Genomic DNA, 25438 nt, shown 5'->3' on the forward strand with positions numbered 1-25438 from the left:
CTTCTTGAACAGGCGCTTAGCCCGGGAACGTCTGGCCCAGCTGCTCGAACGGCAGCGCCTGTTTGACCAGGATGACGGTGCAGGGCGCATCACGCGCCACGCGGATGGGCACGGTGTCGATGAAGCGCTGCATCTGCAGCCCGTGGGTGGCGGCGCCCAGGATCATCATGCTCACGTGGTTGCTGGCTGCATAGCGCACCAGCGCCTGGGCCACGTCGCCCGCTTCGAGCACGTGGTAGCTCACGGTGTGCCCGGTCAGGTCCAGGGCCTGGGTCCACTGGCGCAGGCGGGCCATGTGCTGGCGGTGCAGCGTGGTTTCACTGCGCTCGCTGTCGCTGGTGCTGCTGGCGCTGGGTGAGATCACCGTCACGCAGGCCAGCCGCGCGCCGGGGCGGATGCCCAGCGAGCGGGCCACGGCCTGGCGCAGCGAGTACAGCGTGGCATCGCTCACATCGGCATGGGGCACGGCGACCATGAGGATGGGTGTGTCTTCGATCTGCGCTGACGGCAGCGGGCTGGGGGTGTAGTGCATGCCCGCCGCACGCAGCCAGCGCTTGAAATGGGTGGAGAGCGGCGTGCGCTCGGTGCGTTCGCCGCGTTCGGTGATGCGCACCTGCTCGGGGTGGGACAGGTCGAACGCCAGGTGGGCGGCCGAGGGGTAGCGGTGGGAGGCCTCGGGCTCCAGGCAGCGCAGGATGACCTCCTGCAGCCAGGGCGGGATGTCGGCGCGGTGCTTGCGCGGTGGCGCGGGTGTCATCCACAGGCGCTGGCGCATGCCGCCGCTGGTGGTCGGGGCGCCAAAGGGCAGCTCGCCCGTGGCCAGCTCGTACAGCATCACGCCGATGGCAAAGATGTCGCTGCGCGGGTCGCCGCGCACGCCCACCACCTGCTCGGGGGCGATCCACGCGGGCGAGCCCACGGCCTGGCGCATTTCCTCGGCCAGCAGGTCGGGGTAGTGGGCGTGGCACGAGAGGCCAAAGTCCAGCAGCACGGCCGTGCCATCTTCTTTGATGAGCACGTTGGCCGGTTTGAGGTCGAGGTGGCACACGTTCTGCTGGTGCAGGCTGTGCGCCGCGCGCGCGGTGGCTGCGCCCAGGCGAGCTATTGTTTCGATGTCGCAGTGGTCGGGGGCATCCAGCCAGTGCTGCAGCGTCTGGCCGGGGATGTACTCCATCACCAGGTAGGGCAGGCGCACCAGGTCGCCCGCCGCCACATAACGCGGCACATGCGGGCCACTGAGCACGGGCAGGATCTGCAGCTCGACCTCGAAGCTCACGATGTTCTCGGCGCCATCGCCCGCCGTCATGCGCGGGATCTTCATCGCCATGGCAAAGCCGGTGCTGCGGCCTTCCTGTGCGTAGTCCACCGCATAGATGTGCGCCATGCCGCCCGCGTGGATGCAGTCCACCACGCGAAAGCCGTCGATCTCGGTGCCGGGTTCGAGCAGTTTCATTGACCATGCTCCAGCCTGTCGGCATAGAACGCGGGCAGTCCTGCCGCGCGGATGGCGGCGGCGGCGGCCAGGTGGTCGTAGGGCACGCGGTAGAAGGTGATCTGTTTGGCGGTGTCGTCGAACACGGCATACATGGCGCGCGCATCGCCGTCGCGCGGCTGGCCCACCGAACCCACGATGGCGAGCCACTGGCGGTGTGGCGGCACGGGCACGGGCACGCCGGGCTCGGGGGCAAAACGCATGAGCTTGGCGGTGGGCGTGAGGAAGTACAGCACCTGTTCGTGCACATGGCCGCTGAACACATAGCGGATGGCGGGGTCGAGGGCCTGGGCCGCCGTCATGCTGCGCTCGGCGGCGTTGGAGTCTTCCACATAGCGCCACTGGGCGGGCATGTCGGCGCTGGCGTGCACCAGCAGTGCGCTGTTGCCCAGCCGGGCGGTGAGCGGCAGCGATTGCAGAAACGCGATGTGGCTGTTGCCCAGCTGGTCGTGCGTCCATTGCGCGCCCAGCTCGCTGCGGTTGCGTGGGTTGGCGGGCGGCGCCAGGGCCATGGCGTCGTGGTTGCCCAGCACACACAGGGCGCCCTGCTGGGCCAGGTCGCGCACCTCCTCCACCACGGACACGGGCTCGCCACCGTAGCCCACCAGGTCGCCCAGCAGCGCAAACTGCTCGGCGCCCTGGGCGCGGGCGTGTTGCAGGCAGGCGGTGAGGGCCTGGCGGTTGGCGTGGATGTCGGACAGCAGGGCGATTTTCATGGTGTTGTCTCCAACCCCATCATCGCGCGCATGGCTGAATGGCAGCTTGCAGGTCGCCGTGCTTTCCCTGATTCAAAGAAAAAATAGCTGCCACCGTCCTTCTATAGGGCAGTGGCAGCTATTGATTTGATAGCTCAGAGGCTGCGCTGTACGGCGGGTTTTTTGTCCAGCGCCAGCACCAGGCCCAGCGCGATGATCGCGGGCAGCGCCTGGCTGAAGAAGATCTTGGGCGCTGCGGTGGCGGCACCAAACACCCCGGCCACGATCACGCAGGCCAGGAAGAAGATCTTGAACACCCGGTTGCCGGTGAACAGCCCCCAGAACAGGCCTGCCGCCAGAAAACCGTTGTACAGCCCCTGGTTGGCCGCCAGCGTGGTGGTGGCGTCCGCCAGCTCCTGGGTAAGGTTGAAGGTTTTCATGCCCAGGGGCTTGTTCCAGAAGAACATTTCGAGCACGAGGATGTACACATGCTCGATGGCCACCAGGGCCACCGCGATGCGGGGAAGCAACTGGCGGCCCATGGCTTACACCAGCGTGATGGTCACGTCGATGTTGCCGCGCGTGGCGTTGGAGTAGGGGCAGACCTGGTGGGCTGCGTCCACCAGCTTCTGGGCGGTTTCCTTGTCCAGGCCGGGCAGGCTGATGGCCAGGCGGGCGGCGATGCCGTAGGCGTTCGGGATGGGGCCCAGGTCCACTTCGGCGTCGATGGACACGTCCTGGGGCACGGGGATGCCGATCTTGCCGCCCACCGCCTTCATGGCGCCGATGAAGCAGGCTGCGTAGCCGGAGGCAAACAGCTGTTCGGGGTTGGTGCCGGTGCCGGCCGTGCCGGGCGAGGACAGCTTGACTTCCAGGCGGCCGTCATCGGTCTTGGCGGCGCCATCGCGGCCACCGGTCACGTGCGACTTGGCGGTGTACAGGACTTTTTCGAGCTTGGTCATGGTGTCTTCCTTGCGGTTGTTGCCCACTGGCGGGCGGTGGAGGGAATCGGTGTTTGTGTTGTCTGCAGGCCGTCAGCGTTGCTCGCTGAGCCGGTCCCGCAGTTGCTTGAGTTCGGTGGTCAGGGCCGTCAGCTCGGCAATCGAGCACTGGCTGCTTTGCAGCACACAGGGCGGGATGGCCTCGGCCTGGTCGCGCAGTGCGCGGCCTTGCGACGTGAGGGTGATGCGCACGCGGCGCTCGTCCTGCACATCGCGCAGCCGGGCAATGTGGCCCTGCGCCTCCAGGCGCTTGAGCAGCGGCGTGAGCGTGCCGGAGTCGAGAAACAGGCGCTCGCCCAGCTCGGACACCGTCACGCCATCCTGTTCCCACAGCACCAGCATCACGAGGTACTGGGGGTAGGTCAGGCCGATCTGGTCGAGCAGCGGTTTGTACAGCTTGGTCATCGCCAGCGAGGCGGAATACAGCGCAAAGCAGACCTGGTTGTCCAGCCGCAGGATGGCGGGGCTGGGAGTGTGGGGTGTGCTGTGGCTGGGCATGGGGTGAATTGTGGGTGTGAATTCAATTGTGCGCAATTGAATTGTGAAAAACTTTGTTAATGGATGGGATTGTGTGGGTGGGGGAGCGGCGCCGCGCCATCGGTGCTATTCGCGCGCTCCGCTGGCGCATGCGGGGGTGCCGCGTCCACGGCGCCCTCAGAGGGTGCTATCAATAGTGAAGCTGCTAGCGCATGATTTATCTGCGCTAGCGGTCGATTTGGCTTGAAATCTGGCGCGTGGTGGCTCTGGCGGCGACGCACCACCAGGACCTCAGCGTCCGCTGAACTGCGCGGGCCGGCGCTCGATAAACGCGCGCACGCCTTCGGCGGCGTCCTCGCTGTTGGCCAGAGCTTTCTGCACGGGGATGAAGTCCGCCACCGCAGCCGCCTGGCCTTGCTCGATGGCCTTGAGCACATTCAGGCGCGTGGCGACCACCGCGCGCGGCGCCTGGGCGGCAATGCGCTGGGCAATCGCCAATGCCTCATCCAGCTCCTGGCCAGCCGGCATGACTTTCTGCACAAAGTTCAGGCGGTACGCCTCGGCGCTGCCGAACTCGTCGGCCGTCAGCAGGTGCAGCAGCGCATTGCCCGTGCCCGCGCGCTCGGCCATGCGCAGCGTGGCGCCGCCTGTGGCCATGATGCCGCGCTGCACCTCCATCTGCGAGAAGCGGCAGTTGTCGGCCGCCACCACGATGTCGGCGCCCAGCATCAGCTCGATGCCCACGGTGAAGCAGATGCCCTTGACCGCCACCACCATGGGCTTGGTGCGGCGCCGGTAGCCGGGCAGGCCGTAGTCGTGCGGCTCCACCAGGCCTTCGGGGATGGCTTTCTCTCCGCGCTGCATGTAGGCGCTCACGGCGGGCAGGTCCAGTCCGGCCGTGAAGTGGTCGCCCATGGCATGCAGCACACCGACGCGCAACTCGGGGTCATCGTCGAGGCGGGTGTAAGCCTCGGCCAGCTGGCGGAACATGGGCGGCGTCCAGCCGTTGCGCTTGGCCGGGCGGTTGATGCCGATCAGCAGGACGTGGCCGAGCACCAGGGTGTCAATGCAGCCCTCGGGCGGGGGCATGGTGCTGGATGGTGTGGTGGTGTTTGCTTCTGACATGGCCGGGTCTCCTTTTCGTCTCCACGATTGAAAACCCGGCGCGCCGACTGCGCCGTCCCCAGGGGGACAACGCAGCGCGTTCAACGGTCAGTAGGTGTAAACACCTTGGCCCGTCTTGCGGCCCAGGCGGCCTGCGGCCACCATTTCCTTGAGCAGCGGGCAGGGGCGGTACTTGCTGTCGCCAAACTCGGTCAGGTACACGTCCATCACGGCCAGGCACACATCCAAACCGATCATGTCGGCCAGCGCCAGCGGGCCGATGGGCTGGTTGCAGCCCAGCTTCATGCCCGCGTCGATGTCCTCGGGGGTGGCCAGGCCCTCGGCCAGCACGAAGAAGGCCTCGTTGATCATGGGCACCAGGATGCGGTTGACCACAAAGCCGGGCGCGTTCTTCACGGTGATGGGGCTTTTGCCCAGGGCCTCGGCCAGGGCCTTCACGGCGTCGTGCGTGGCATCGCTGGTCTGCAGGCCACGGATGATCTCCACCAGCGCCATCATGGGCACGGGGTTGAAGAAGTGCATGCCGATGAACTTGTCGGCGCGGCTGGTGGCGGCGGCCAGCTTGGTGATGGAGATCGAGGACGTGTTCGATGCGATCAGCACCTCGGGGCCCACGAGGGCATCCACCTGCTTGAGGATCTTGAGCTTGAGTTCGTAGTTTTCGGTGGCGGCCTCGATCACCAATTGCGCGGCTTTGAGGTCGTCGTGGCTGGTGGAGGTCTTGATGCGGCCCAGCGCGGCGGCCTTGTCGGCCTCGGTGATTTTTTCCTTCTTGATCAGGCGGTCCAGGCTGCCGGCCACGGTGGCCAGGCCTTTTTGCACTGCAGCATCGGAGATATCAACCATCACCACGTTGATGCCCGACACCGCACAGGCCTGTGCAATGCCGTTGCCCATGGTGCCTGCGCCGATGATGCCTACGGTCTGAATCGTCATATAGAGAGCCCTCTTCAAAGTGAAACGGATGGCCGGAATGGTAAGGGGAATCGCACGACCGTTCGGTTATCGTGCGTCAAACCTGAACCAACAAGCCGCTGCGCAGCATGGCGGAGGAGACACAACAACATGTTTGACTACATCGTGATCGGTGGCGGCTCGGCGGGCTCCGTGCTGGCCGGCCGTTTGACTGAGAACCCCTCCGTGCGCGTCTGCCTGCTGGAGGCCGGGCCTGCCGACAAGAGCGTGCTCATCCACTGCCCGGCTGGGCTGGCCGTGATGGCCAAGTTCGAGCTGAACGGCTGGGGCTTCAACACCACGCCGCAGGCCGCGCTGAACAACCGGCGCGGCTACCAGCCACGCGGCAAGGTGCTGGGGGGCTCCAGCTCCATCAACGCCATGGTCTACATCCGGGGCCAGCACGCCGACTACGACCACTGGGCCGCGCAGGGCAACCCGGGCTGGGGCTGGGAGGATGTGAAGCCTTACTTTGTGCGTGCCGAGAACAACGAGCGCGGTGCCAACGATTGGCACGGCCGGGGCGGGCCCTTCAACGTGGCAGACCTGCGTGCACCCAACCGGTTCAGCCAATATTTCACTGACGCAGGTGTACAGGCCGGGCACCCGCACAACACCGACTTCAATGGCGCCACGCAGGAAGGCGTGGGCCTGTACCAGGTCACGCACAAGAACGGCGAGCGCCACAGCGCCGCCAAGGGCTACCTCACGCCGCACCTGGCGCGGCCCAACCTGCAGGTCATCACCGGGGCGCATGCCACGCGCATCCTGTTCGAGGGCACACGCGCCGTGGGTGTGGAATACCGCCAGGGCGGTACGCTCCAGCAGGTGCGCGCGGCACGCGAGGTGCTGCTGAGTGCAGGCGCGCTGCTGTCGCCGCAGCTGCTGATGCTGTCGGGCGTGGGGCCTGCCGCACACTTGCGGCAACACGGCATCCCGGTGCTGCACGACCTGCCGGGCGTGGGCCAGCACCTGCACGACCATCCCGACGTGGTGCAGGTGCTGGACGCACCCGAGCTCAAGGACCTGTTCGGCCTGTCACTGTCGGGCATGGCGCAGACGCTGCGCGGCATTGCCGAATGGCGCAAGCACCGCACGGGCATGTTGACCACGAACTTTGCCGAGGCGGGGGGCTTTATCAAGAGCGACCCATCCGAGCCAGCGCCCGACCTGCAGCTGCACTTTGTGATCGGGAAGCTGGTGGACCACGGGCGCAAGACCGTGTTCGGCCATGGTTACTCGGCCCACGTGTGCCTGCTGCAGCCCAAGAGCCGGGGCTCGGTCATGCTGGCCAGCCGCGACCCCATGACCTTGCCTTTGGTGGACCCGAACTTCCTGGCCGATCCCGATGACATGGCGCGCATGGTGCGTGGCTTCAAACGCACGCGGGAGATCCTCATGCAACCGGCGCTCGCGAAGTTCGGCGCCAAGGAGCTGGCGGCCTCGGCCAGTGCGCGCACCGATGCCGAGATCGAGCAGTTCGTCCGCCAGTACGCCGACACCATCTACCACCCCGTGGGCACCTGCCGTATGGGACCTGGGTCCATGGATGTGGTGGATGCCGAACTGCGCGTGCATGGCCTTGCGGGCCTGCGTGTAGTGGATGCGTCCATCATGCCGCGCATCGTGAGCGGCAACACCAATGCGCCCACGGTGATGATTGCGGAAAAAGCGGTGGACCTGCTGCGCGCCGCGCCGTGAACGATTTCACGTTTGGCGCCCGGAACGCGATTTTTAAGGTTTTCAAAGGGTCTGTTTAAGGAGTTTTTAACAGGCAAAAGCGCGGCGAATTTCTAGACTTCTTTGCATGGAAACGGGTGCATGGTGCACCCGGCCCGGCGCCCAAAAAAAGGTGCTGAAAGAGCCCAACGAGGCCATGAAAGAACGTGATGAAGATTGATGCCCGCGAAATTGCCGCACTGACCCAAGCCCAGCCCGCCGCCCCCCGCATGGACATGTACGCCAGCATCCACAAGGCGCTGCGCGCCTTCATGGCCGACACGCTGCTGGGCCTGGGCCGCATGGATGTCGAGGATGACCTGGAGTTTGCCCACACCTGCGACCGCGTGATGCAGCTGCTGGACCTGTGCCGCGCCCACCTGCACCACGAGAACCAGTTCGTGCACGCCGCCATGGAGGCGCGCCAGCCCGGCTCCAGCCAGAGCATTGCCGGTGAACATGTGGAGCACGAAGAGGCCATCACGGCCCTGGCAGACGGCGTGAACCACCTGATGGCCTGTGCCAAGCCCGCACGCCCCGCAGCCACCCAGGCCCTGTACCGCCAGCTGGCGCTGTTTGTGGCGCACAACTTCGAGCACATGCACGAGGAAGAGACTGCGCACAACCGCGTGCTCTGGCAGTGCTACACCGACGCGGAACTGGCGGGCGTGCACGATGCGCTGGTGGCCTCGATCCCGCCGCAGGAAATGATGGTGGTGGCCCGCTGGATGGTGCCCTACATGTCACCCGCCGAACGTACGGCCATGCTGTCGGACATGAAGCAACACGCGCCTGCCCCTGTGCTGGCCGCAGTGTTGTCGCAGGTGCAGCCGCACCTCACGCAGCCCGAGTGGACCAAGCTGATGCGCAGCCTGGGCCTGCCGGTGGTGCCGGGTCTGGTGCACTGACTTGGAGAAATCAGTGGCGTGAAGGCGTCAGGCGTCTTCCAGCACCACAGGGCGCAGCACGCACAGCCGAAAGCGCCCGCGCCCTGTTTTTTCGATGTGGATGTGCGGGCAGTTCTCCTGCAGGCGGCGCTGCAGCAATAGCAGGCGGGCCTCCAGGTTGTCGGCCACATCGGGCAGGCGCAGGGCGGAGTCCAGCCGCAGTTCGCGGTTGGTGAAGTCCACGCGCCCGGTGTGCTGGTGGTCGCGCAGCAGCTTCCAGACAATGGCGCCCGCCACGCCCTTGATCAAATAGTCGTCGTTGATGAACACGCTGTCGTTGGCCGCAAAGTGGCGCACCCGCAGCGCGCTGCCGCTCACCGGCGGTGCCGCAGTCGGAGTAGGCAGCGGCTCGGGCGCATCGGGCGCGGCCTGCAGCAGGTCGATGGCGGCGGCCAGCTGGCCCGCAATCGCCACCAGCAGGTCTTCGTCCTCGAAGCCAAAGCGCATGTCCTCGGGGCTCTCGGCAAACAGCACACCCAGCAGGCGCCCGGTCGACAGCAGTGGTACCGCCACCTGGCTGTGCGGCTCTGGCAGCCCGGGGTAGGGGATGTCCAGGCCGCGCAGCGGGGGCGCATCGGGTGTGGCATGCGCGTCCATGCTTTCGCGGATGGCATGGCTGTACAGGGCGGCGTGCGTCATGTGGCTGATGCGCACCGGCGTTCGCTCGCGCGCAGCCATGCCGATCACTCCCTGGCCCAGTCGGATTTCTGACCCCACGCCCGACGTGGCATAGCCGCAGCTGGCCACCGTGTAGAGCTGCTGGGCGCTGGCGTCCAGCATCAGCACCATGGCGTGCTGAATGCCCAGCTTGTCCTGCAGGCCCTGCAGCGCGCCTTGCAGCAATTCATCCAGCCCCGAGCAGCGCGCGATGCTCTCGCTGCACAGACGCAGCGTGTGCAGCAACCCGGAACGCGGCGCCGGTGCCGGCAGGCCTTCGCCCGCTACCGATTCGATGCGCTCCACAGCGTAGATGTCGGCCCCTTTGAGTTCAAACACCTCGGCCATGCCCGCATGCGACGCAATGCCCGCCAGCTGCGCGCGCATGCTCTCGAACACCGGCCCGCTGTCCTCGGTGCGTTCGTACAGCAGGTGCAGGCGGTAGAAATGGGCGGTGACTGGGTCCAGCACCAGCACCGACGCGCGCGGGTTGCGCAGGATGTTCTGGCGGGTCTTGTTGAAGAACTGGAACGACAGCGCCACGTGCGCCGCATCCACATAGACCACCTGCGAGATGTAGGCCACGTTGGGTGTGCCGTCAGGGTCGCAGGTCGCCATGATGGCGGGAATCGCCCCCTCCAGGCAGGGGCGGATGCTGTGCAGGGACGGCGCTGCGGAGCTCATGGCTGCAGTACGGGTGGCGTGGGTGGTGCGGGCAGCGCACACAACTCCGCGCCTGCGCGCGGGCCTGGGGTCTGGTCGAACGCGCTGGTGGGAGTGAAGGTCACTGCGACCACATCCTGCAGCGGTGCTGCCAGCATGGCGCCCACATACTGCGGCCCATAACCCACCCGGCCCACCTCCTGCACCATGGACTGCAGGTAGGCCTGCAACACCGGCAGGTCGCCATCAGTGGCCGGGCGCTGCGTGGCCCGGCGGGCCTTGAGCTGCAGCGTTTGGTGGGTGGACGGCACGCTGAACACCACGGCAATCTCTCCGGTGTGCGCAATGTCCTGCAGCAACTGTTCGGACTGGCTGCGCCGCAGGTACACCGTGACCTCCAGCCCATCGCCGCTGATGCGACTGCCCACGGCCCGCATGATGCTCGGCCGCAGGGCCGCATCGCGTGACGCCACGATGGCCGACACGCCTTTGGCCACCATGGCGATATGGCTGGGGCCGAGCAGCGCGGTCATGCCTTGAAGCGTTTGCGGGTCAGGGCCAGAGCCACCCAGAAGGCCACCACGGTGGTCACCACCAGCACCAGGCCGTGGCGCAGGGGGTGGGCGGGCCACTGGTCCATGAACAGCGGGCGTACCAGCTCGACCGCGTTGGTTAGCGGCAGCCAGTCGGAGATGGTGCGCACGATGGGAGGCAACTGCTCGCGCGGGAAGAACACACCCGAGAGAAACATCATGGGCGTGAGCACCAGCGTGAAGTAGTAAGTGAAGAAGTCATACCCCTTGGCCAGCGCATTGAAGATGAGCGCGATGCTGGAGAACATCACCCCCACGAACAGCAGCACCGGCCAGGCCACCAGCAGCTTGGGGCTGTGGCTGATGGAGAGGGCCAGCATCACGCCCAGGATGGCGGTGACGGTGAACAGCGCCTTGAACGCCGCCCACAGCATTTCGGCCTGCACCACATCGTCGAGGCTCACCGGCGCGTTCATGATGCCGTCCCAGGTCTTTTGCACATGCATGCGCGAGAAAGCCGAGTACAGCGCCTCAAAGCTGGCCGCGTTCATGGCGCTCATGCAGATGGAGCCGCTGGCCAGGAACAGGATGTAGGGCACCTTGGTGTCGCCCGCCGCGCCGCCCACATTCACCTGACCCACCAAGGCCCCCATGCCGTAGCCAAACGCCACCAGCCACATCAGCGGCTCGGCAATGTTGCCCACCAGGCTGGGGATGGCCAGCTTGCGCCAGACCAGCAGATTGCGCAGGAACACGGGCCACCAGCGCACGGACAGGCTGGGCGGTCGCCATACCGACGGCGGGGGCGGGGCCACGGGGGCCACGGAGGACGGGGTAACGGTTTGCATCCGCTTATTGTGCGATGTTGGCGGGCGGGCGCACAGTCCCCGATGTGTTCCTGGTCACCACCTGGGCACGGCCATTGCTTGGGTGCCCCTATGCCCACCCATGTCCTGAACCTGCCTGCCGGTGCCAGTGCCCTCTGGCAAAACCGCCTGGGGTTGCTGCTGGAGTCCACGGGCGAGGGCGTGTTTGGCATCGACCTGGCGGGCAACTGCGTGTTCATCAACCGGGCGGGCGCGCAGATGCTGGGTTTTCCGGCCGAAGAGGTGATGGGCCGCAACATGCATGCGCTCACCCACCACAGCCACCCCGACGGCAGCCCGTATGCGGATGGCGACTGCCCCATCTTCAACGCGTTCCGCCAGGGCCTGCCCTGCCGGGTGGACACCGAGGTGTTCTGGCGCCGCGATGGCTCGGCGTTTGCCGTGGAATATTCGAGCCACCCCATTCTGGAAGGCGATCAGGTGCAGGGAGCGGTGATCGCGTTTGTGGACATTACCAGCCGCAAGCGTGCCGCCGATGAGCTGCAGCGCGCGCACGACGATCTGGCACGCGCCAATGATGAGCTGGAGCGCCGCGTGGCCGCGCGCACACAAGAGCTGTCGCAGGCGCTGGCGCAGCTGCGCGAGCTGTCGGCCTACTCGGAGCAGGTGCGCGAGGACGAGCGAACGCGCATCGCCCGCGAAGTGCACGACGAGCTGGGCAGTCTGCTGGTGGCGCTGAAGATGGATGTGAACTGGCTGCACAAGCGCCTGGGCGAGCAGGGCGAGCGCACGCCCGAGGCCGCGGGCGACATGCGCACCCAGATGCGCTGCAAGTGCCAGAACATGAGCCGCCTGATCGAAAACGCCGTGGACAACGTGGGCCGCATCATCACCGACCTGCGCCCCAGCATCCTGGACCACCAGGGGCTATGGGCAGCGCTGGAGTGGCAGGCACAGGAGTTCGTGCAGTCGGCCGAGCTGGAGCTGGCGTGGCAGATGGAGGTGCCTGCCACCTTGCACTTGCCCGAGCCTGCAGCCATCGCTGTGTTCCGCATCTTCCAGGAGATGCTGAGCAATGTGGGTCGCCACGCGCAGGCCAGCGCCATCGACATTGCCATCGACGTGCAGGACGAGATGCTGCAACTGCGCGTGCGCGACAACGGCGTGGGCGCCACCCGCCAGGCCCTGGAGGCGCCCACCGCCTATGGCGTGATGGGCATGCGCGAGCGGGCACGGCAGCTTGGGGGCCGGTTGAGCATCACCAGCGAGCCGGGGCAGGGCTCGTGCCTGCAATTGCTGATTCCTCTGGAGCTGTCATGAATTCCGTGGTTCGCGTATTGATCGGGGATGACCACCGCATCGTGCGGGAGGGGCTCAAGCAGGTGCTGGGCGACCCGGCCAATGGCGTGCCCGAGATCACTGTGGTCGCCGAGGCCACACAGGGCAGCGAGGTGCTGGAACTGGTCGCCGCCCTGCAAGGGCCCACGGGAACACCGGGGCTGGACCTGGTGCTGCTGGACATCGCCATGCCAGGCATGGACGGCCTCGAAGTGCTGCAGGCGCTGCGCAAGGCCTGGTCTGCATTGCCGGTGCTGATGCTCAGCACCTACCCCGAGCGGCAATACGCGGTGCGCTGCATCCAGATGGGCGCGGCGGGCTACCTGCACAAAAGCGCCGATCCCGACGACATGGTGGCCGCTGTGCGCAAGGTGGCCGCTGGTGGGCGCTACCTGACGGAAGCGACCGCGCAAGCCCTGGCAGGTGCACTAGAACGCACCTGGGTGGTGCGCACCGCCCAGCAGGGCACGCCCGCCGGAGTGGACGCGCTCTCCTATCGGGAGCACCAGGTGTTCCGCCTGCTCACTGCCGGGCAGAGCGTGAGCGAAATTGGTGCGCAGCTCAAGCTCGCGCCCAACACGGTAAGCACCTACCGCGCCCGCATCCTCGAGAAGACCGGCGCGCGCAACGATGTGGAGCTTGCGCTGCTGGCGCGTGGCGCACCGGCAGAGTGAATTCGGTGCGTTGCACGACCGATTTGTAGTGCTGGCCCTACACGCTGTAGACACCACACCCACGAATTCATGACAGCGGGCCGACTCCGGCAAAAACTGGCCCGCGCTTTGCGTAACGCCTGGCACCAACTTCTTCGAGGTGTGCCATGTCCGAATTCTTCTCGCCCTACGATGCCGACCGCCCGTTGATGCTGAAATGCAGCTGTGGCCGCGATCACACGGTGGCCGACCACCACGCCGAGGTATCAGCCGATGCCGCCGCAGCCACCCTGCGCCAGCGTAGCATGACAAGCGAGTTCGAAGCCTACAGCAACGAGTTCATCGAGGCCACGCTGGTCAAGGCCATTTTTCCGCAAGATGCGGTGCGCCGCCGCTTCCTGAAGGCCGTGGGCAAAAGTACGGCCATGGCAGCCATTGCCAGCGTGCTGCCCGTGGCCAGCATGCAGGCCATGGCGCAAGAGAAACAGGGCGCACTGGAGAAGACCAACCTCAAGATCGGCTTCATCCCGATTACCTGCGCCACCCCGCTGATCATGGCCCACCCGCTGGGCTTCTACAGCAAGCAGGGCCTGAGCGTCGAAGTCACCAAGACGGCTGGCTGGGCGCTGATCCGCGACAAGATGATCAACAAGGAGTACGACGCTACGCACTTCCTGAGCCCTATGCCGCTCGCGATCTCCATGGGCCTAGGCTCCAACGCCACGCCCATGAACGTGGCCACCATCCAGAACGTGAACGGCCAGGCCATCACGCTCGCCCTCAAGCACAAGGACAACCGCGACCCCAAGAACTGGAAGGGCTTCAAGTTCGCGATCCCGTTCGAGTACAGCATGCACAACTTCCTGTTGCGCTACTACCTGGCCGAGGCGGGCTTGAACCCCGACACCGACGTGCAGCTGCGTGTGGTGCCTCCGGCTGAAATGGTGGCCAATCTGCGTGCGGGCAATATCGACGGCTTCCTGGGCCCCGATCCTTTCAACCAGCGCGCCGTGTTCGAGGAAGTCGGCTTTATCCACCTGCTCACCAAGGACCTGTGGAACGGCCACCCCTGCTGCGCCTTCGGCACCAGCACCGAGTTCATCCAGAAGAACCCCAACACCTTTGCTGCGCTGTACCGCGCAGTACTCACCTCGGCCGCCATGGCGCGTGACCCCAAGAACCGCGAACTGATCGCCAAGGTGATTGCGCCCCAGGCCTACCTGAACCAGCCTGAGGCCGTGATCAACCAGGTGCTCACCGGCAAGTTTGCCGACGGGCTGGGCAAGATCCAGAACGTGCCCGACCGCGCCGACTTCGACCCCATGCCCTGGCAGAGCATGGCCGTGTGGATGCTCACGCAGATGCAGCGCTGGGGCTACATCAAGGGCGATGTGGACTACAAGCAGATCGCCGAAAAGGTGTTCCTCATCACCGATGCGAAAAAGCAGATGAAGGCGCTGGACCAGAAGGTGCCCGAAGGCGCGTACCCCAAGTTCAAGATCATGGGGCGCGAGTTCGATGCGGCGAAGGCGGCCGAGTACGCCAAGAGCTTCCCCATCCGCAAGGCGGCATGACATGACTCCCGCCAAGAACCTCAACCTGCGCGCGGGCCTGTTGTCCGTGCTCATCTTCCTGGCCCTGCTGGGGATCTGGTACATCGCCACCGCTTCTTCGGGCGCGGGCAACAGCACGGCCGGCATGACCGCCGAGCAGATCGAGTACGCCAAGATGATGGGCAAGGACCCAGGCGCCAGCGCCAAGGGCAGCGGCTTCCCCTCACTGGCAGAGATGGGCCGTACCGTGTGGGGGCACGTGTCCAACCCGTTCTATGACAACGGCCCCAACGACAAGGGCATCGCCATCCAGCTCGCGCATTCGCTGGGCCGGGTCGCGTTAGGGTTTGGCCTGGCCTGCTTGGTGGCGATACCGCTCGGTTTCGTCATCGGCATGTCGCCGCTGCTGCGCCGTGCGTTCGACCCGTTCATTCAGGTGCTCAAGCCCATCAGCCCGCTGGCGTGGATGCCGCTCGCTCTCTACACCATCAAGGACTCATCGATCTCGGGCATCTTCGTGATCTTCATCTGCTCGGTGTGGCCCATGCTGGTGAACACGGCGTTTGGCGTGGCATCGGTCAAGCGCGAGTGGCTCAACGTGTCGGCCACGCTGCAGGTCAACCCGCTGCGCAAGGCCTTCCTGGTGATCTTGCCCGCCGCAGCGCCCACCATCCTCACGGGCATGCGCATCAGCATGGGCATCGCCTGGCTGGTGATCGTGGCGGCCGAGATGCTGGTGGGCGGCACGGGGATTGGCTACTTCGTGTGGAACGAGTGGAACAACCTGTCGCTCACCAACGTGATCTTTGCCATCCTGGTGATTGGCGTGGTGGGCATGTTGCTCGACCTGGCCTTCGGCCAGCTGCAGAAGGTGGTGACCTATGTGGAGTGATGTCGCCCAGCGCCCGGCTATTCCAGCCCCTCTTTCCACTGACGCCGCTGAAACACCGTACCGAAAGGCCTCTGCCGTGACCCAAGGCTTTCTCCAGATTGACCGGCTGAGCAAGGCTTTTGTGCCCGCCAAGCCGGTGTTTGCTGATGTGTCGTTCACGCTCGACAAGGGCGAGTTCGTCTGCATCATCGGCCACTCGGGCTGCGGCAAGACCACCATCCTGAACGTGCTGGCGGGGCTGGACACCGCCACCTCGGGCACCGTCATCATGGACGGGCGCGAAGTGGCCGGCCCCAGTCTGGACCGGGGCGTGGTGTTCCAGAGCCATGCGCTCATGCCCTGGCTCACGGTGCGCCAGAACATCGCGTTCGCCGTGAAGTCGCGCTGGCCCGACTGGAAGAAGAGCCAGGTGGATGCGCATGTGGAGAAGTTCGTAGCGCTGGTGGGCCTGAGCCCTGCCATTGACAAGAAGCCGTCGCAACTCTCAGGCGGCATGAAGCAGCGCGTGGGCATTGCGCGCGCGTTCTCCATCCAGCCCAAGATGCTGCTGCTGGATGAACCCTTCGGCGCACTCGATGCGCTCACGCGCGGCACCATCCAGGACGAGCTGATGGCCATCGTGCGCCAGACGCAGCAGACGGTGTTCATGATCACGCACGATGTGGACGAAGCCATCTTGCTGGCCGACCGCATCCTGCTCATGAGCAACGGCAACGAGACTCCCGAGGGCTACCGCCCCGGCGGCATCGCCGAGGTGGTGGTGAACCCGCTGCCACGCGAACGCACGCGCACCAGCCTGCACCACCTGGACGGCTACTACGCGCTGCGCAACCACATCGTGGACTTTCTCGTCACCCGAGCCAAAGCCCACTGATCTTTTGAATAACCAAGCCCTGTCGTGTTGCCCCTTTGGGGGTGGCAGGGAGTGCTGCACCCTGAAGTTCCTGTTCCCTCTTCCAAAACCCCTCCAACCGAAGGAGCCATCACCATGAACCGCAACGACGTTACCGAAAAGATCATCAGCACCAAGGTCGCCAAGGGCCTGCAATGGGAGGCCATTGCCAAGAAGGTCGGCCAGTCCAAGGAATGGACCACGGCCCTGTGCCTGGGCCAGATGACCGCTACGCCTGAGCAGGCCAAGATCGTCGGCAAGATCTTTGGCCTCACGGCCGAAGAGCAGAAGTGGCTGCAGGTGGTGCCCTACAAGGGCTCGCTGCCCACGCTCGTGCCCACCGACCCACTGATCTACCGCTGGTACGAGGTTGTGAGTGTGTACGGCACCACCATCAAGGAGCTGATCCACGAAGAGTTTGGCGACGGCATCATGAGCGCCATCGACTTCAGCATGGACATCCAGCGCGAAGCTAATCCCAATGGCGACCGTGTCAACGTGGTGTTGTCCGGCAAGTTCCTGCCGTACAAGCAGTATTGAACCCCCTGAGTCGCTTCGCGCCTCGGTGCGTCCGCCAGAGGCTGCCGCTCTTCGTTGCCGTCCAGGCCTGCGCAGGCAGGCCTGGAGCCGCGGCACTCAGCCCCTTTTCTCGAATTGCTGCGCAATTGGGGAAGGGGGTCACCGCCAGCGCCCGCCAGCGAAGCGCCGCCTGTGCGGCTTGGCGGCCCTTGCGCGGCGGTCGCTGGTATAGGCCGTGCTCGTTACACCGGCGTGGGCCTATGCATTGCGCCGAGTGGGGTAACGAAGACAGTCAGAGCACCTTGACGGCGCGGCCGATGAACTGGATGGGGCCTGTGGGCTTGCCAATCGGCGAGCCCGTGGGCGGTTCCAGCGTCAGCTCGAACAACTGGTTGGGCTGCAGCGGCGGCAGCTTGTCCAGCGGGATCTGCAGGGGCTGACCGGGCTGCACCAGGCCCAGCGATACGGGGCCGCTCCAGCCGTCGGCCTTGGTCCAGAACTCCAGGGCCTTGTCGGCCGGTACTTCGGCCATACCCAGCGGAATCAGGTTGATCTGCCGGGGCGAGCTGGCCTGCACCACCCAGCCCGGGGCCTTGTCCTGCGGCGCGACCAGCACCACCATGAACTGCGGCGGCGCGGCCACTGGGGCGGTGCGGGTGACGAGCACTGCCGCGAGCACCGCCGCCATGGCAAAGCCCGAGCCGGCGAGGGCTCGCCACAGGCCCAGGTGGTCCCACCAGCGCACGGATGGCTTGCGCTCGGTTTTTGCGCGGGGTTGGGCGGCAACGGGTGTCGCAACCGGCTGCGCGCTGGCGGCCTGCAGCGACTGGTCGATGCGCGCCCACAAGGCAGCGGGCGGCGCGATGGGCTCCGCCAGCTGGGTCAGCGGCAGCAGGCGGGCCTCCCATTCGGCCACCGCCTGTTGCAATGCCTTGTCACCTGGCAGGCGTTGCTGCACGCCCTGGCGCTCGGCAGCGGGCAGGGTGCCCAGCACGTACTCGCCGGCCAGCACGCTCAGGTCTTCCGGCAAGGGGGGGGCCGGTGTGTTGCGCACGTCGGTCATGCCATGCACTCCCGCAGCGATACCAGGCTGCGCCGGATCCACGCCTTCACGGTGCCCAGCGGCGCGCCGAGGCGCTCCGCAATTTCGCCGTGCGAGCAGCCGTCCACATAGGCGTGCAACACGCAGTTGCGGCGCGCGGGGTCCAGGGCCTCCAGGCAATGCTGCAGGCGGCCCAGGCTGGCGCTCAGCGCAAAGGCTTCCTCGACCTCATGGTGGGCCTGCACAGACATGTCGGCCTCCAGGGCTTGGGTGGTGGTGTCGTCCACATCAACGTGGCGGCCCGCGTCGCGCACGGCGTTCAGGGCCAGGTTGCGCACCACGCTGTAGATCCAGCCGCGAGCACTGCCCCGGCGCGCGTCGTAGCTGGCGGCGCGCGTCCAGATGTTCACGCAGGCATCGTGCACGATGTCCTCGGCCAGCGCGCGCTGGCGCACGATGCGCAGCGCCACGCCCAGCAGCCGCGCGCCCTCCTGTTGGTACAGGCGGTGCATGGCCTGCCGGTCGCCGGCTGCGCAGGCGGCCAGAGCGGCTTCGTAGTCAAAATCGCCAGGGGTGTCGGGCACGGTGTGCAGGCAGCGGGGCCGCGGCTAGAGGGTGGGCGCATCGTAGCCGCAAACCCGCCACCGCCTGGCGGTAGCCCCCGCTGGGCAGGGGATTGCGTGTGTGTGGTTTACGCGGCCTTCCAGAAGATGTAGTCGGCCTGGTACTTCACGATCTGGCGCTCGCCCTTGTTGGCGGTGGTGCAGGCAGCAGCGGGTGCCACTCCGCCCTTGAGGGCCACACGCTGGATGAAGGTCACGCCGGTCATGGCGCCCGAACCCATGGCGGGGTTGGCCTTGACGAGCTGGTAGGGCAGGTTGCCCGTGCCCGATGGCGCCACGGCCAGCTGGGTGGCAGTCAGCTTGGACCCATCGCTCGACTCCCAGGTGGCCGGCGGGCCGTAGTAGGTGCCCACTTGTTTGCCGCTGCGGTCATTCAGCACGGCCTTGGGGCCCACGAACACCCATTCGGTCTGGCCGGGCATGTTGGCCTTGTCGCGGCATTCGTAGGTGATCTCGCCCACGCCCACGGTTTCCATCGCCACCTTGTTGCCAGCCGGCACCTTGATGCTGTCGGGCAGGCTGTCCTGCGAATACATGGATTTGGAGGACGACGACATCATCGAACCGCAGGCGCTCAGCAGCACGGCGGCGGCAATGGCGCCCGTCAGGGGCAGCAGGCGGGAGATGGGGGACGTGTGGATGGTCATGGCGTTTCTTTCTGGTCTGTGGGTTGATAGGACAGCAGCAACAAGATGCGCTGCTGTAGGTACTACCCACGAAAACGCCGTTTGGATGCAGTGGATGCCAAAAAATTTTTTGCCGGTGCCAGCCCGGGCAAGATTGCCGCCCGGGCCCGAGGCTGCCTCAATGCAGGGTCAGTGGCCGGGTGGTGGTCTTGACCCGCACCACGGCCGCCCGGTGCTCATAGGGGGCCACCGGTTGACCCAGGATGGCGGCCGCCAGCGTGCGCGCCTGCCGGGCAATCGGTTCGATGTAGCGGCTGCACTGCCCGTCGATGCTGATGCAATCGCCCAGTGCATGGATGCGGGATACGCTGGTTTGCAGGGTGCCTGCGTCCACCGCAATGCCATGGGTCCAGTCAAGCCCTGCACTCTGCGCCAGGCGGTGGGGGGGCAGCAGGCCTGCAGCCACCACCACTTCGTCCGCCGCAAAACGCCGCCCGCTGGTGGTGGAGACGCGGTAGCGCGAGCCCACGCGTTCCACCTGCTCCACCTGCAGACCGCCTTCAAAGCGGATGGACAGGTCTTTCCAGGCGTCCAGCAGCTGCGGGCCCGCCTGCTGGTCGTGCCAGCGCGCCAGTGGTTCGGTGGCCGTGTCCAGCAGCGTGATGTGGTGGCCGCCCAGTGCCAGGTCGTTGGCCAGCTCACTGCCGACCAGGCCCGCGCCGATGATGAGCACGTCCTTGGGCTGGTCGCCCAGGTGCTGGCGCAGACGCTGGTAGGCGTCCAGGTGGTTGATGCGCCAGCACAGGCTGGCGGGCAAGCCCGGAGGCAAGGCGGCCTGCGCACCGTGGGCCAGCACCAGGTGGCCGTAGCGCAGCACGCCCCGCGTGGTGCGCAATTGGCGGGTGTCGGCGCAGATGCGCACGGCATGGGTGTGGGCCAGCAGGGTGACGCCCAGGCGGTGCGCCGCATCGCGACCGGTTTCGGACACCAGGGCCAGCGGGTCCAGCTGGCGCGCCATGGCCACCGACAGCAAAGGCTTGTCGTACCGGTCGCCCGCGCAGGCCGTCACCAGGGTGATGGGCAGCGTGGCGCTGTGTTGGCGCAGGGTTTCGGCCAGTTGCCAGCCTGCACGGCCCGCGCCGACGATGACCACGCCCGGCTCGCCACGCACGCGGAGGGAGGCGGCTGGCGCTGCGCTGGCCTGCGCCCGCAGCGCCTCCAGCGTGGGGGCTTCGTACGGAGAAAAATCGGCCTTGGTCACTCCACACAGCGGGCAGGCCCAGTCGTCGGGTATGTCCGCCAGCCGCGTGCCCGGCGGCAGGCCGCCATCGGGGTCGCCGTCGGCCTCGTGGTAGACGTAGCCGCAGGCGTTGCAGATGTAGCTTTGCCAGGGCGCCTGGGCGGCCGTGTCGGCAAACGCATCGCACAGCGCCTGCGATGCCGCGCTCAACACGAACTCGGAGGTAACCGACGGCGTGGTGGCGGTGGGGAGGGCGGGTGTCATGCAGGCATCTCCTCGGTGCTGAGCCGGGCGATCTCCTTGCGCAGGTGCTTGATGGCGGGCGTGACGATGGCCACAAAGTGCGACTCGCGCACGCGCCGCTGCACGTCCGAGCTCATCAGGTAGCCGCGCGCACCCTGGTGCATCAGGGCCGACTGGGCGGCGCGCAGGCACAGCTCCGCACCATGGGCACGGGCGTCCAGCACATCGATGAAGAAATCAGTGCTTGTGTCGAAAGGGGTCTGGGCCAGTTGAATGACGCGTGCGGTCAGTGCATCCAGCTCGGCCTGCAGGGCATCGGGCCGGTCTTCCAGGAACTGGTTGACGTGGCCCAGTTGGGCCTCCACCGCCCACATCGAGTCGATGGCGCCCTGGGTGATGCCCACGGCCATGCCACATTGCAGCATCACAAACGCAGCGCGGATGCGGGCGATGAAAGGCCGGGTAGGGTCGGCCATGGTGTCGGCCGTGCCGATGAAATGGTCCTTGAGCCGCAGTGCATAGGTGCCCGTGCCCTCCATGGCGGAGAAGCTGGGGCATTCGCGCATCTCCACGCCGGGGGCATCGCAGCGCAGCAGGAACATCACCTCGCGCTGGCTGGCCGCACCGTCGGCCTCCACCACCGCCGCAATCGCGCCGCAGTAGTGGTCGGGCCCCAGGTTGCTCACCCAGGGCAGGGTGCCGTTGATGAGGTAGCCCCCCTCCACGGGCGTGGCCTTGAGCAGCAGGCTTTCGATTTGCGCGTAGCTCTTCATGGGGTTGGACAGCGCCGTGCCGCCCATGCCTGCGCCGCTGGCGTGGCGCTGCAGCACATCTCCCATCAGCGCGGGGTTACCCGACTGCTGCAGGTACAGCCCGCACACCGCCTGGCACCACATCATGAAGCCGGTAGCGCCGCACACGCGCGAGGCCTCGGCCATGGCGCTGATGGCCAGGCCGTAGTCGGCCGGGCCCGCCGTGCTGTCCAGGTGCGCGCTCATCGCGCCCACGGCGGCCAGCTGCCGCAGCTCGGCGCACGGGTAGTAGCCGGTGCGGTCAATCGCCTCCACCTGCGTGGCCAGCGGGCCCTGCGCAATCTGGCGCACGGCGGCCAGCAGCGCATCGCCCCGCAGGGCGCCGTCCAGGTGGAGTTGGGGAGGGAGGTCGGCGGGGTTCATGGGGCTCCTTGGGTGCGCAGGGCGGGCTTGGTGGCGGGGCTATTTAGTCCGCGAGGCTGATTTCGAACGGAATGGGGTTGCGCATGCTGTTGGCCACGGGCGAGTAGAAGTTGGCGTGCTGCACGATCTCGTCCAGCACCTCGCGCGGCGCATCGCCTTCCACCAGCACCTTCACGCGGATCGCCTGAAAGCCCATCTCCGGCGGCGTCTTCTGCAATGCGCCACCCGCACCCCAGGCGGCGGGGTTGCCGATGTCGCCTTCCATGAACACCTCGATCTTGCTGAGCTTGACCTGCTTCCAGGTGGCCACGGCAGTGATGCCCACGGCCAGGCAGCCGCCCAGGCCCGACAGCACGATCTCGCCGGGCGCAGGCGCCGTGTCCTGGCCGAACAGGTGCAGGGGCTCGTCCACCACCACCGGCGCGTGGTTGCCCACATAGCTCAGCGAGCGGTACTGCCCCTCCATCACCGTATGGACCTTGTTGGTACCCCGGCTGGCAGGGTTGTTGCGGCCCTTGTCGGCAAAGGCCATCAGCCCGTCGCGGTCGATGGGGCGCAGGTGTGTGTGCACGGTGGTGACGGGGGCAGAGGGTTCCAGCAGATCGGTGGACATGGTGTTCCTTGGAGAAAGAGAAGGGAATGCAAAAAAGAAGGACAGGGTTCGCAGCGGGCCATGCCCGCTGCAACAACGCACGGTGCTCAGGCCGCCAGTGCCAGCGCAGGCTTTTTGGGGAACTTGACCAGCGGCAGCCCGCTTTCGATCGGCAGCTTGTCGTCGCGCGACCATTCGTTCCACGAGCCGAAGTACATGCGCACATCGGCAAAGCCCGCCTGCTTGAGCGCCAGGAAGGTGTTGGACGCGCGTGCGCCCTTGAAGCAATACAGGTACACCGTGTCCGCCGGGCTGATGCCCGCCGTGGCGCATTCGGCGCGCACTTCGTCGGGCGACTTGAACACCGGACCCTGGGGCGAGGGCTTCATGAAGCGGTACCACTCCAGCCACTTGGCGCCCGGCAGGCGGCCTTTGCGCGGCGCAAAGTCCTTGCCATAAGGGCTGGAGCTGTCGCCAATCCACTCGTCCACATCGCGCACGTCCAGCAGCACGGTGTCGGTGCCCAGGGCCTCGATCACATCTTCCTTGGTCAGCATCACATCGGTGGTGGCCAGCTGGGTGGGGAAGATGGCGGGCGTGGGCACCACGGCCTCGGTGGAGACGGGCAGCTCTGCCGCCTTCCAGGCCGAGTAGCCGCCATTCAATACCTTGACCTTGGGGTAGCCCAGCCAGGTCAGCAGGTAGTAGCCCCGGCACGACTGGCCGTAGCCGCTGTTGAGCGCATCTTCATAGAACACGGCCGTCTCGGCGCCCGACAGGCCGATGGCGCCCAGGTGCGCGGCAAAGGTGTCTTTCAGCTCCTGCAGGCCTTGGGGCGTGGAGGTGGCCAGGTACGTGAATGTCTCGCGCAGGTTCACCGCGCCGGGGATGTGCCCCAGGGCATAGGTGTCGGCGTCGCGGGTGTCGATCAGCACCACAGGTTCTGCGGCTTGCAGGGCCAACAACTGGGTGGGTGAGATGAGGACGGCGTCGGAGGCGGTGGCGGTCACGGTGCTCATGGGAAACCTTTCGATGCGGTGGTGGGCGGGATGCCTGCCTTCCTTATCGCAACAGGTGTGCCAGAGCTTGGGAATGCAAAGAAATTTGAATGAAATAGGCTGCTAGCGCTTATTGGTAAAGCGCTGACAGCTATTGATTTGATAGTATTTTTTGCCGACTATCACCAGAGCGCAGCCTGTCCAACGCGGATGCTGAACACTGTGTCTACAAATTGTTGACACAGTGTTGGGCGTCACTTCAAGCCTGCTTTGCGCAGCCGGTAAGCGAACTGCCGGAGCGTCAACCCCAGGCTCTGCGCCGCGCGCGATTGGTTGCCGTGGTGTTCGACCAGCGCGGCCTGCAGCACCTGAACGCTGTGGGACTGGGCCGAGGCGTAGTCGCGCACTAGCGGTGCTGCGGCGATAGGGGTAGACGGCATCTCGGCCTGAATCTGCTGAATGGGCGCCGGTGCGGGTGGCAAAACCACAGCCGCAGCGGGCAGAAACCGGTCCAGCTCGCCACGCGTTACCAGCGTGTCATTGGTCAGCAGCACCAGGCGTTCGATCACATTGCCCAGCTCGCGGATGTTGCCGGGCCAGGGGTGTTCTTCCAGCCGCGCCAGCGCGTCGGGCGAGAGGTTCACGTTGCGCTGGTGCGCCTGGTTGGCGCGGCTCACAAAGTGCAGCGCCAGCGCGCGGATGTCTTCACGCCGCTCGGCCAGCGAGGGCAGATGGATCGGAATCACGTGCAGGCGGTAGTACAGGTCCTGCCGAAAGCGCCCGGCCTCCACATCGGCCGCCAGGTCGCGGTGGGTGGCCGCCACCAGGCGCACGTTGACCTTGACCTCGCGCTGCCCGCCCAGGCGCACCAGCGTGCCCTCCTGCAGCGTGCGCAGCAGCTTGGACTGCAGGGCCAGCGGCAGCTCGCCAATCTCGTCGAGAAAGATGGTGCCGCTGTCGGCCTGCTCGAACCAGCCCGCGCGGGCTGTGCTGGCGCCGGTGAACGCGCCTTTTTCGTAGCCAAACAGTTCGGATTCGAACAGCGCGTCCGGAATGGCCGAGCAGTTGACCTTGATGAAGGGTCGGTCGCGCCGCCCGCTGGCCAGGTGCACGGCGCGTGCGAACAGCTCCTTGCCCGTGCCCGACTGGCCCAGCAGCAGCACGGTGGCCTGGGTTTGCGACACGCGCTCCAGCTCGCTCAAGGCCTGCAGCAGCGGTGGCGAGCTGCCTATGAGCCCGTAGCGCGCGCTTTTGGTGTTGAGCGCGTTGGCCAGCACGGCATTGCGCGCCTCCAGCTGCCGCGTCTGCTCTGCCACCAGGGCTTCCAGCTGCAGCAGCTGCCCGACCAGCGTGGCCAGCACGCGCAGCACCGCCAGGTCGTCGTTCAGGTGGCGCTGGCGGCTGCGGATGCGGTGGCAGGCCAGCACGCCGATGGGCGCGTTGTTGACCTCGATGGGCAGTGCGATGAAGGCCACCGTCTCGGGCGGCAGCTGGCTGCGCTCCACTGCGCGTGCCAGAAACAGCGGTTCGGCATCAATGTCCTGCACGATGGCAGGCTGCCCCGTGGCCAGCACGCGGCCTGTGATGCCCTCGCCCCAGGCGTACCGCCCGCGCTGCACCTCGGCCTGGGTGAGGCCGTACGCATGCTGGATGGAGGCGGTGCGCGGCGCGCCGGCTGGGGAGGAGGGAGCGTTGTCCACCAGCACGATGCGCCCCCGGTTCAGGCCCAGCAGCTCGCTCATCAGGTGCAGCATTTCGCGCAGCACCAGGCCGGGCGCCAGGCTGCGGCCGATGAGGCGCATCACCTCGCGCATCAGCAGCAGCTCCTGGGCGTGCCAGTCGGTGGGGCTGTGCGAGCGGGCCGTGCTGGAAGGGGAGGGCATGGGCGGTGGGGGCATGTCAGGGCGATTGCAAGTTCTGCGCCCGGGTGCATTAAAGTCGCCTGCGTCCCGCCATTTACCG

The 25438-nt window shown here is 66.4% G+C and carries 26 protein-coding genes; 8 read left to right on the forward strand and 18 right to left on the reverse strand.

Annotation, left to right across the window (positions count from 1 at the left end; all coding sequences use genetic code 11):
- Positions 1 to 16 precede the first annotated feature (16 nt).
- The 7 genes from C8C94_RS21390 to C8C94_RS21420 form a co-directional block, all read right to left on the reverse strand.
- Entirely contained in the window at positions 17 to 1453 is a 1437-nt protein-coding gene (locus C8C94_RS21390; RefSeq protein ID WP_121422131.1) for a bifunctional serine/threonine-protein kinase/universal stress protein, read from the reverse strand.
- The gene (locus C8C94_RS21395) at positions 1450 to 2208 is read right to left on the reverse strand and encodes a metallophosphoesterase (RefSeq protein WP_121422132.1); all 759 of its coding nucleotides are present in this window, start codon (positions 2206 to 2208) and stop codon (positions 1450 to 1452) included. Before C8C94_RS21395 ends, C8C94_RS21390 begins: the two co-directional genes overlap by 4 nt.
- A gap of 134 nt (positions 2209 to 2342) precedes the next feature.
- The gene (locus C8C94_RS21400) at positions 2343 to 2729 is read right to left on the reverse strand and encodes a DUF1304 domain-containing protein (RefSeq protein WP_121422133.1); all 387 of its coding nucleotides are present in this window, start codon (positions 2727 to 2729) and stop codon (positions 2343 to 2345) included.
- A gap of 3 nt (positions 2730 to 2732) precedes the next feature.
- Positions 2733 to 3149 (reverse strand): organic hydroperoxide resistance protein, encoded by a 417-nt coding sequence (locus tag C8C94_RS21405; RefSeq protein WP_121423023.1) that lies wholly within the window; start codon positions 3147 to 3149, stop codon positions 2733 to 2735.
- A 72-nt stretch (positions 3150 to 3221) separates the two neighbouring features.
- Entirely contained in the window at positions 3222 to 3686 is a 465-nt protein-coding gene (locus C8C94_RS21410; RefSeq protein WP_121422134.1) for a MarR family winged helix-turn-helix transcriptional regulator, read from the reverse strand.
- Positions 3687 to 3956: 270 nt separating this feature from the next.
- Positions 3957 to 4790 (reverse strand): crotonase/enoyl-CoA hydratase family protein, encoded by an 834-nt coding sequence (locus C8C94_RS21415; RefSeq protein WP_121422135.1) that lies wholly within the window; start codon positions 4788 to 4790, stop codon positions 3957 to 3959.
- Positions 4791 to 4877: 87 nt separating this feature from the next.
- On the reverse strand, positions 4878 to 5726 hold the full coding sequence (locus C8C94_RS21420) for a 3-hydroxybutyryl-CoA dehydrogenase (protein WP_121422136.1): 849 nt from the start codon (positions 5724 to 5726) through the stop codon (positions 4878 to 4880).
- Positions 5727 to 5855: 129 nt separating this feature from the next.
- Here C8C94_RS21420 and C8C94_RS21425 point away from each other — a divergent pair, with 129 nt between their 5' ends.
- Both C8C94_RS21425 and C8C94_RS21430 read left to right on the forward strand, forming a co-directional pair.
- Positions 5856 to 7445, forward strand: coding sequence for a GMC family oxidoreductase (locus C8C94_RS21425; protein ID WP_121422137.1), 1590 nt, complete (start codon positions 5856 to 5858; stop codon positions 7443 to 7445).
- Positions 7446 to 7633: 188 nt separating this feature from the next.
- A complete protein-coding gene (locus tag C8C94_RS21430; RefSeq protein ID WP_121422138.1) occupies positions 7634 to 8371 on the forward strand; it encodes a hypothetical protein in 738 nt (245 codons plus the stop codon).
- Between the two features lie 27 nt (positions 8372 to 8398).
- On the opposite strand, the gene C8C94_RS21435 is transcribed toward C8C94_RS21430, so the two are convergent.
- The 3 genes from C8C94_RS21435 to C8C94_RS21445 are packed head-to-tail and all read right to left on the reverse strand — an operon-like array spanning position 8399 to position 11111.
- Positions 8399 to 9751: a GAF domain-containing protein gene (locus C8C94_RS21435; protein WP_199731317.1), complete on the reverse strand. Its 1353-nt coding sequence runs from the start codon at positions 9749 to 9751 to the stop codon at positions 8399 to 8401.
- The gene (locus C8C94_RS21440; protein ID WP_121422140.1) at positions 9748 to 10263 is read right to left on the reverse strand and encodes a hypothetical protein; all 516 of its coding nucleotides are present in this window, start codon (positions 10261 to 10263) and stop codon (positions 9748 to 9750) included. The genes C8C94_RS21435 and C8C94_RS21440 overlap by 4 nt, the downstream gene beginning before the upstream one ends.
- Positions 10260 to 11111 (reverse strand): ABC transporter permease, encoded by an 852-nt coding sequence (locus tag C8C94_RS21445; RefSeq protein WP_121422141.1) that lies wholly within the window; start codon positions 11109 to 11111, stop codon positions 10260 to 10262. Before C8C94_RS21445 ends, C8C94_RS21440 begins: the two co-directional genes overlap by 4 nt.
- Before the next feature lie 90 nt (positions 11112 to 11201).
- Here C8C94_RS21445 and C8C94_RS21450 point away from each other — a divergent pair, with 90 nt between their 5' ends.
- The 6 genes from C8C94_RS21450 (at position 11202) to cynS (ending at position 16958) form a co-directional block, all read left to right on the forward strand.
- Complete coding sequence (locus C8C94_RS21450) at positions 11202 to 12410, forward strand: PAS domain-containing sensor histidine kinase (RefSeq protein ID WP_121422142.1); 1209 nt, start codon at positions 11202 to 11204, stop codon at positions 12408 to 12410.
- Complete coding sequence (locus tag C8C94_RS21455; RefSeq protein WP_121422143.1) at positions 12407 to 13102, forward strand: response regulator transcription factor; 696 nt, start codon at positions 12407 to 12409, stop codon at positions 13100 to 13102. Before C8C94_RS21450 ends, C8C94_RS21455 begins: the two co-directional genes overlap by 4 nt.
- A gap of 146 nt (positions 13103 to 13248) precedes the next feature.
- Positions 13249 to 14655, forward strand: a complete 1407-nt coding sequence (locus C8C94_RS21460) for a CmpA/NrtA family ABC transporter substrate-binding protein (RefSeq protein WP_121422144.1) — start codon at positions 13249 to 13251, stop codon at positions 14653 to 14655.
- Position 14656: 1 nt separating this feature from the next.
- On the forward strand, positions 14657 to 15526 hold the full coding sequence (gene ntrB / locus C8C94_RS21465) for a nitrate ABC transporter permease (protein ID WP_099731375.1): 870 nt from the start codon (positions 14657 to 14659) through the stop codon (positions 15524 to 15526).
- Positions 15516 to 16400, forward strand: coding sequence for an ABC transporter ATP-binding protein (locus C8C94_RS21470; RefSeq protein ID WP_121422145.1), 885 nt, complete (start codon positions 15516 to 15518; stop codon positions 16398 to 16400). Before ntrB ends, C8C94_RS21470 begins: the two co-directional genes overlap by 11 nt.
- Before the next feature lie 114 nt (positions 16401 to 16514).
- A complete protein-coding gene (cynS, locus tag C8C94_RS21475) occupies positions 16515 to 16958 on the forward strand; it encodes a cyanase (protein WP_121422146.1) in 444 nt (147 codons plus the stop codon).
- A gap of 271 nt (positions 16959 to 17229) precedes the next feature.
- On the opposite strand, the gene C8C94_RS21480 is transcribed toward cynS, so the two are convergent.
- The 8 genes from C8C94_RS21480 to C8C94_RS21515 form a co-directional block, all read right to left on the reverse strand.
- Positions 17230 to 18000 (reverse strand): anti-sigma factor domain-containing protein, encoded by a 771-nt coding sequence (locus C8C94_RS21480; RefSeq protein ID WP_121422147.1) that lies wholly within the window; start codon positions 17998 to 18000, stop codon positions 17230 to 17232.
- Complete coding sequence (locus C8C94_RS21485) at positions 17997 to 18563, reverse strand: sigma-70 family RNA polymerase sigma factor (RefSeq protein ID WP_121422148.1); 567 nt, start codon at positions 18561 to 18563, stop codon at positions 17997 to 17999. The genes C8C94_RS21480 and C8C94_RS21485 overlap by 4 nt, the downstream gene beginning before the upstream one ends.
- Before the next feature lie 107 nt (positions 18564 to 18670).
- A complete protein-coding gene (locus tag C8C94_RS21490) occupies positions 18671 to 19249 on the reverse strand; it encodes a DUF3455 domain-containing protein (RefSeq protein WP_055396334.1) in 579 nt (192 codons plus the stop codon).
- A gap of 157 nt (positions 19250 to 19406) precedes the next feature.
- The gene (locus C8C94_RS21495; RefSeq protein WP_121422149.1) at positions 19407 to 20732 is read right to left on the reverse strand and encodes an FAD-dependent oxidoreductase; all 1326 of its coding nucleotides are present in this window, start codon (positions 20730 to 20732) and stop codon (positions 19407 to 19409) included.
- Entirely contained in the window at positions 20729 to 21886 is a 1158-nt protein-coding gene (locus C8C94_RS21500; protein ID WP_121422150.1) for an acyl-CoA dehydrogenase family protein, read from the reverse strand. The genes C8C94_RS21495 and C8C94_RS21500 overlap by 4 nt, the downstream gene beginning before the upstream one ends.
- Before the next feature lie 43 nt (positions 21887 to 21929).
- Positions 21930 to 22499: an OsmC family protein gene (locus tag C8C94_RS21505; RefSeq protein ID WP_008905298.1), complete on the reverse strand. Its 570-nt coding sequence runs from the start codon at positions 22497 to 22499 to the stop codon at positions 21930 to 21932.
- An 86-nt stretch (positions 22500 to 22585) separates the two neighbouring features.
- The gene (locus C8C94_RS21510; protein WP_056745584.1) at positions 22586 to 23497 is read right to left on the reverse strand and encodes a sulfurtransferase; all 912 of its coding nucleotides are present in this window, start codon (positions 23495 to 23497) and stop codon (positions 22586 to 22588) included.
- Positions 23498 to 23730: 233 nt separating this feature from the next.
- Positions 23731 to 25359, reverse strand: coding sequence for a sigma-54-dependent Fis family transcriptional regulator (locus C8C94_RS21515; protein ID WP_233573539.1), 1629 nt, complete (start codon positions 25357 to 25359; stop codon positions 23731 to 23733).
- Between the last annotated feature and the right edge of the window lie 79 nt (positions 25360 to 25438).

This window comes from Acidovorax sp. 94, from assembly GCF_003634645.1.
GTDB lineage: Bacteria > Pseudomonadota > Gammaproteobacteria > Burkholderiales > Burkholderiaceae_C > Acidovorax > Acidovorax facilis.

Coding starts and splice junctions, on each gene's coding strand:
- C8C94_RS21390 (WP_121422131.1), bottom strand. CDS start 1,453: ATGAAACTGCTCGAACCCGGCACCGAGATCGACGGCTTTCGCGTGGTG.
- C8C94_RS21395 (WP_121422132.1), bottom strand. CDS start 2,208: ATGAAAATCGCCCTGCTGTCCGACATCCACGCCAACCGCCAGGCCCTC.
- C8C94_RS21400 (WP_121422133.1), bottom strand. CDS start 2,729: ATGGGCCGCCAGTTGCTTCCCCGCATCGCGGTGGCCCTGGTGGCCATC.
- C8C94_RS21405 (WP_121423023.1), bottom strand. CDS start 3,149: ATGACCAAGCTCGAAAAAGTCCTGTACACCGCCAAGTCGCACGTGACC.
- C8C94_RS21410 (WP_121422134.1), bottom strand. CDS start 3,686: ATGCCCAGCCACAGCACACCCCACACTCCCAGCCCCGCCATCCTGCGG.
- C8C94_RS21415 (WP_121422135.1), bottom strand. CDS start 4,790: ATGTCAGAAGCAAACACCACCACACCATCCAGCACCATGCCCCCGCCC.
- C8C94_RS21420 (WP_121422136.1), bottom strand. CDS start 5,726: ATGACGATTCAGACCGTAGGCATCATCGGCGCAGGCACCATGGGCAAC.
- C8C94_RS21425 (WP_121422137.1), top strand. CDS start 5,856: ATGTTTGACTACATCGTGATCGGTGGCGGCTCGGCGGGCTCCGTGCTG.
- C8C94_RS21430 (WP_121422138.1), top strand. CDS start 7,634: ATGAAGATTGATGCCCGCGAAATTGCCGCACTGACCCAAGCCCAGCCC.
- C8C94_RS21435 (WP_199731317.1), bottom strand. CDS start 9,751: ATGAGCTCCGCAGCGCCGTCCCTGCACAGCATCCGCCCCTGCCTGGAG.
- C8C94_RS21440 (WP_121422140.1), bottom strand. CDS start 10,263: ATGACCGCGCTGCTCGGCCCCAGCCATATCGCCATGGTGGCCAAAGGC.
- C8C94_RS21445 (WP_121422141.1), bottom strand. CDS start 11,111: ATGCAAACCGTTACCCCGTCCTCCGTGGCCCCCGTGGCCCCGCCCCCG.
- C8C94_RS21450 (WP_121422142.1), top strand. CDS start 11,202: ATGCCCACCCATGTCCTGAACCTGCCTGCCGGTGCCAGTGCCCTCTGG.
- C8C94_RS21455 (WP_121422143.1), top strand. CDS start 12,407: ATGAATTCCGTGGTTCGCGTATTGATCGGGGATGACCACCGCATCGTG.
- C8C94_RS21460 (WP_121422144.1), top strand. CDS start 13,249: ATGTCCGAATTCTTCTCGCCCTACGATGCCGACCGCCCGTTGATGCTG.
- ntrB (WP_099731375.1), top strand. CDS start 14,657: ATGACTCCCGCCAAGAACCTCAACCTGCGCGCGGGCCTGTTGTCCGTG.
- C8C94_RS21470 (WP_121422145.1), top strand. CDS start 15,516: ATGTGGAGTGATGTCGCCCAGCGCCCGGCTATTCCAGCCCCTCTTTCC.
- cynS (WP_121422146.1), top strand. CDS start 16,515: ATGAACCGCAACGACGTTACCGAAAAGATCATCAGCACCAAGGTCGCC.
- C8C94_RS21480 (WP_121422147.1), bottom strand. CDS start 18,000: ATGACCGACGTGCGCAACACACCGGCCCCCCCCTTGCCGGAAGACCTG.
- C8C94_RS21490 (WP_055396334.1), bottom strand. CDS start 19,249: ATGACCATCCACACGTCCCCCATCTCCCGCCTGCTGCCCCTGACGGGC.
- C8C94_RS21495 (WP_121422149.1), bottom strand. CDS start 20,732: ATGACACCCGCCCTCCCCACCGCCACCACGCCGTCGGTTACCTCCGAG.
- C8C94_RS21500 (WP_121422150.1), bottom strand. CDS start 21,886: ATGAACCCCGCCGACCTCCCTCCCCAACTCCACCTGGACGGCGCCCTG.
- C8C94_RS21505 (WP_008905298.1), bottom strand. CDS start 22,499: ATGTCCACCGATCTGCTGGAACCCTCTGCCCCCGTCACCACCGTGCAC.
- C8C94_RS21510 (WP_056745584.1), bottom strand. CDS start 23,497: ATGAGCACCGTGACCGCCACCGCCTCCGACGCCGTCCTCATCTCACCC.
- C8C94_RS21515 (WP_233573539.1), bottom strand. CDS start 25,359: ATGCCCTCCCCTTCCAGCACGGCCCGCTCGCACAGCCCCACCGACTGG.